Here is a 4734-nt window from a genome sequence, read left to right on the forward strand (position 1 = left end):
AAAGAGGATAAAGACAAGAAAGAGGAAGCTGAAAAGGTGAAAGACATCGTGGTGGAACTGGAGGGTATTCAGGACCGCATCGTACGTCTGACGCCGAACTCATCGAGCATCGCTTCGGCCATTCTTTCAAAGGATGGAGAAAGTTTGTATTATCTGTCGGCTTTTGAACGTGGATTCGATATGTGGAAGATGGATTTGCGCAAACGTGAAACCAAGTTGTTGCACAAGATGGGTTCCGGGTGGGCTGATATGGAAATGGATAAAGACGGAAAGAATCTTTTTGTATTAGGTTCAGGCTCCATGCAGCAGATGGATTTAAGCGGTGAGAAGCTGAAGCCGATTTCTTATCGGGCAGAAATGAAGATGGATTTGGCTGCCGAACGTGCCTATATGTACGATAATATGTGTCGTGAGGAGCAGAAACGCTTCTATGAAGTGAATATGCACGGGGTAGACTGGAAGGCCATGACCGCTAATTATCGCCGTTTCTTGCCGCACATCAATAATAAGTATGATTATGCGGAAATGTTGAGTGAACTGCTGGGTGAACTGAACGTATCGCATACAGGTGGTCGTTATCGCCCGGGAGTGAAAGAAGCGACTGCCAGCCTGGGATTGCTTTATGACTGGAATTATACCGGTAAAGGCATGAAGGTGGACGAAGTGGTAGAAAAAGGCCCGTTCGACCGGAAAACCACACGTGTAAAGCCGGGTGTGGTGATTGAAAAGGTTGACGGTCAGCCGGTAGATACGGATTTCTCTGCTTTACTGAACGGAAAGGCTGGCAAGAAGATATTGGTTTCATTCTACGATGCACAATCAAAAGAACGCTGGGATGAGGTGGTGAAACCTATCAGCAGTGGAACGCTGAGCAGTCTGTTGTATGAACGCTGGGTAAAACAGCGTGCGGCAGATGTGGATAAATGGTCAAACGGCCGTCTGGGATATGTACATATCGAATCGATGGATGACGGTAGCTTCCGTACGGTATATTCCGACATTCTGGGTAAATACAACAACCGCGAAGGTATTGTAATTGATACCCGTTTCAATGGAGGAGGACGTTTGCACGAAGATATTGAAGTGCTGTTCAGTGGTCAGAAGTATCTGACACAGGTTATCCGTGGTCGTGAGGCCTGTGATATGCCAAGCCGTCGTTGGAACAAGCCTTCTATCATGGTACAGTGCGAAGCCAACTATTCCAATGCACACGGCACACCGTGGGTGTATAAACATCGTCAGATGGGTAAGCTGGTAGGTGCTCCGGTACCTGGAACAATGACCAGTGTTAACTGGGTACGGATGCAAGATCCGGATTTGATTTTTGGTATTCCAGTGATTGGTTATCGTCTGCCAGATGGAAGCTATTTGGAAAACAAAGAGCTGGAGCCGGATGTATATGTGTTGAATGCACCTGAAACAGTAGTGAAAGGAGAGGATACACAGTTGAAGGCTGCGGTAGATGAACTGCTTAAAGAGCTGGACCAGAAGAATTAACCGTTTGTCAGAAGGTATCTTGGAAAAGGAGATATAAACCATGCCGTGTCACAAGCAGATTTAGCTTGCCGGACACGGCATGGTTTTTGTGACACTGTCCAAAATTTTGTGTAAATGGAAACAGGATTCAGTTATAAGTTTGTTCTTATATCTGGATTCTGTTTTCAAATATAAGCATAAATTGGTTCATAATCAAGCCCCAGTTTGAGATAGGCATTGTCCATTTCTTTTCAATCTCCATAAGTGAGAGATATACGGTCTTTTTTACGGCATCGTCCGAAGGGAATGAAAGCTTTGATTTCGTGTACTTTCTGATTTTCCCGTTCAGGTTTTCAATGAGATTGGTTGTGTAGATTATTTTTCTGATTTCCAGCGGGAACTGGAAGAAAACGGTCAGATCATCCCAATTATTCCTCCATGAAAGTATGGCGTATGGATACTTTCCTCCCCATTTCTTTTCCATATTGTCAAGTTCCTCGGCAGCAACCTCTTTGTTGGGTGCATTATAGATATTCTTCATATCCGCCGTAAACTCTTTCTTATCCTTATAAACGACATATTTACAGGAGTTCCTGATCTGATGTACCACACAGATTTGGGTGGATGACTGAGGGAATACGGTGCGGATAGTATCCGTAAATCCATTCAGGTTGTCGGTACAGGTAATCAGTATATCCTGCACTCCACGGGCTTTTAAATCGGTCAGGACGCCCATCCAGAAAGAGGAACTTTCCGATTTGCCGACCCACATGCCAAGAACCTCCTTCAAGCCGTTCTGTTTCAGCCCGACACAAAGATAAACGGTCTTGTTTATGATCTTGCCGTTATCCCGTACCTTGAAGACGATACCGTCCATCCAGACTATCAGGTAAACAGGATCAAGGGGGCGGTTTTGCCACTCCTGGGCAGCCTGATTAACTTTGTTGGTAATGATGGAAATGGCCGATGTGGAGAGTTCTATTTCATAAATCTCACGCATCTCTTCCTCTATATCAGAAACGCTCATTCCTTTGGCGTATAGGGAGATAACAAGCTTTTCTATAGAAAGTCCACGGCTTTCATGTTTGGGTACGGCTATCGGTTCAAATTGGCCGTTACGGTCACGGGGTATAGAGATGACGGCTTCTCCATGTTCGGTCTGGATTTTCTTCGGATAGCTGCCATTACGTGAATTACCACTATTGTTACCGGCCACAGAATTCTTTTCATACCCCAAATGGGCATCCATTTCGCCTTCAAGCATCTTTTCCAAGACCTGGGCATGCAGCTGCTTCAGGAACTTGCTTACATCGGCTTCTGTCTTGAACTGGCTAAGGAACTCCTTGCTTAACACCTCATCGGGCACTACTTGATTCTTTTCTTTCATAATCTTCTTCATTTTGCAAATCTATAAAATAAAAAATACGGAACTCACTTTGAATCCCGTATTTCCATTTACACAAAATATTTTATAGTGCCGTTTTTGTTTTACTTGATACCCAAGTTGTTAATTGTTTGCAGCCTGTTTGAAATAGTTTTCCCAATATTGTGTTCCTAGTTCAAGCGTATACAGCCTGTTGATGGGGATATAGTCATCTGCCGGTGCCTCTATCTGTCCGGTTGTATATCCGGTCATCGTTCCACCTTCAGGCATTGTTTTATAAACGACTTTTTCTTTCATGCATCCATATTCCCAGGTAAGAAACTGATTTCTATCGTTATTGTCGGCTATATAGATGTATGACACATCACCGTTTTCATCAAATTCTGCACCCCAGATGACCATGGCGTGGCTATTTCTTACCGCTCCTCTGTTGAATCCTATTGCTTTCTTGTTTTGTAGTGCGTCTTTTATGGTTTTATTGAATGTCTCTTTTCCCATTCCGGCTATATTTGTAGCCAGTTTTATGTCCTTGGGAAATACATCTTGAAAGTATCCCGCGAGGTTCACCGGATTTCTCATGGTGTTTGATATGGGTTTGATACCATGAATAAACCAGTTTACCCCTTCATCGATATTTCCAGCTTCATTCTGAAATGAGTTGAGGAATGTCTGGAAAATCTCACTTTCCTGTTTATTCTCTGTCTTTGCATTTTCAAAGTTGTATTGGGAACTCGGACCTTTATATTTGCCCTGTTCGATATATTTGTCAATATACTCTTTGTTTCTGTCCATCCACCAGTGTATCAAATTAGCGGCAGAAACGGCCCAGCACATCATTCCATCAGGCACTCCGCCAGTCTTGTTGGAAGGGTTTCTCTTGTTTACATCATACCATCCGTATTCCTTCTTCCAGAGTAAATATTCTGTGTAGCTTAAATTGGGGAAAAGACACTTCCAGGCTGCATCCTCGGGTGGATTGATGCCATAAACCCAGATTTTTTTATTGGCCCAGTTCAAATCCGGAGTGATGACAGACAGGTTGATTGTAAATATTTTGCCTGCCTCAAACTGGCTGCAAGGACTTCCGTTGTTGTATTTTTCGGGAGCTTTGTATATGGATTCTTTCCCGTTTGACACGATAGATAGCAGTCCATCATTTGTCTGGTAATTATCTGTGGGTTGCGGGTATATTATGGCTTCCAGGCTTCCGTCAGTATTTTTTTTAGGCGTTATATAGTCGAATGTATTTTCACCATGCAATACGTTTGCCTCCCCTGTCAATAAATTTATTTCTCCGTTTGCAATCGTCCGAACCTTTATTTCTGCGTTTTTCAAATCTGTAGCCGGTTTGATAACCAGCTTGTGCATTATATGCTTGAAATTCAGGCTTGATTTATTTTCTCCGGCAGGAAGCGTATTCTCGGCAAATAAAATATCAGCCGGATTATAGCCTTCTGCATTCTGGTTTGTGGGGATATGAAATGAAGTGGAGGTCTCACTTTCAGAGACTAATGGATAGTGGGCTGTCATTTTCAGTTCTCCATTGCCGAAGTCTGATCGTCTTAAATTCGGCATCCACTTACCTTCTACGTATGTAAGTTTTCTGAACTCTGTTTGGCTGCCATTGCTGATGTACAAACCTATCACATCGCCTTCCGTGAAATTTCCATTGCCATATTGGTTGACAGAGGCTCTCGAATCAATAGTATTGAAAGAAAACTCGATATATTCATCTTTTTGTACTTGCGGTGAGTCCTCAAATTCGGAGGTACAAGAAGATGCTATCAGCAATCCTATACATAAAAATGTCTGTAATGAATGGCTGAATAAATTAGAATGATTTCTTTTCATAAATTAGTCAATAATCTAGTTGT

General features: G+C 42.9%; 3 protein-coding genes. 1 reads left to right on the forward strand and 2 read right to left on the reverse strand.

Annotated features, from left to right (window positions below):
• On the forward strand, positions 1–1497 hold a 1497-nt coding region (locus ACMJ0U_RS12445), incomplete at its 5' end, for a S41 family peptidase (protein ID WP_417130192.1).
• A gap of 145 nt (positions 1498–1642) precedes the next feature.
• Here the strand turns inward: ACMJ0U_RS12445 and ACMJ0U_RS12450 are convergent.
• Positions 1643–2863, reverse strand: a complete 1221-nt coding sequence (locus ACMJ0U_RS12450; RefSeq protein ID WP_417130193.1) for an IS256 family transposase — start codon at positions 2861–2863, stop codon at positions 1643–1645.
• A 120-nt stretch (positions 2864–2983) separates the two neighbouring features.
• Positions 2984–4711, reverse strand: a complete 1728-nt coding sequence (locus tag ACMJ0U_RS12455) for an IdeS/Mac family cysteine endopeptidase (RefSeq protein WP_417130194.1) — start codon at positions 4709–4711, stop codon at positions 2984–2986.
• Between the last annotated feature and the right edge of the window lie 23 nt (positions 4712–4734).

Source organism: Phocaeicola sp. (genome assembly GCF_048170425.1).
In the GTDB taxonomy this organism is placed as follows: Bacteria; Bacteroidota; Bacteroidia; order Bacteroidales; family Bacteroidaceae; genus Phocaeicola.

Coding starts and splice junctions, on each gene's coding strand:
- ACMJ0U_RS12450 (WP_417130193.1), bottom strand. CDS start 2,863: ATGAAAGAAAAGAATCAAGTAGTGCCCGATGAGGTGTTAAGCAAGGAG.
- ACMJ0U_RS12455 (WP_417130194.1), bottom strand. CDS start 4,711: ATGAAAAGAAATCATTCTAATTTATTCAGCCATTCATTACAGACATTT.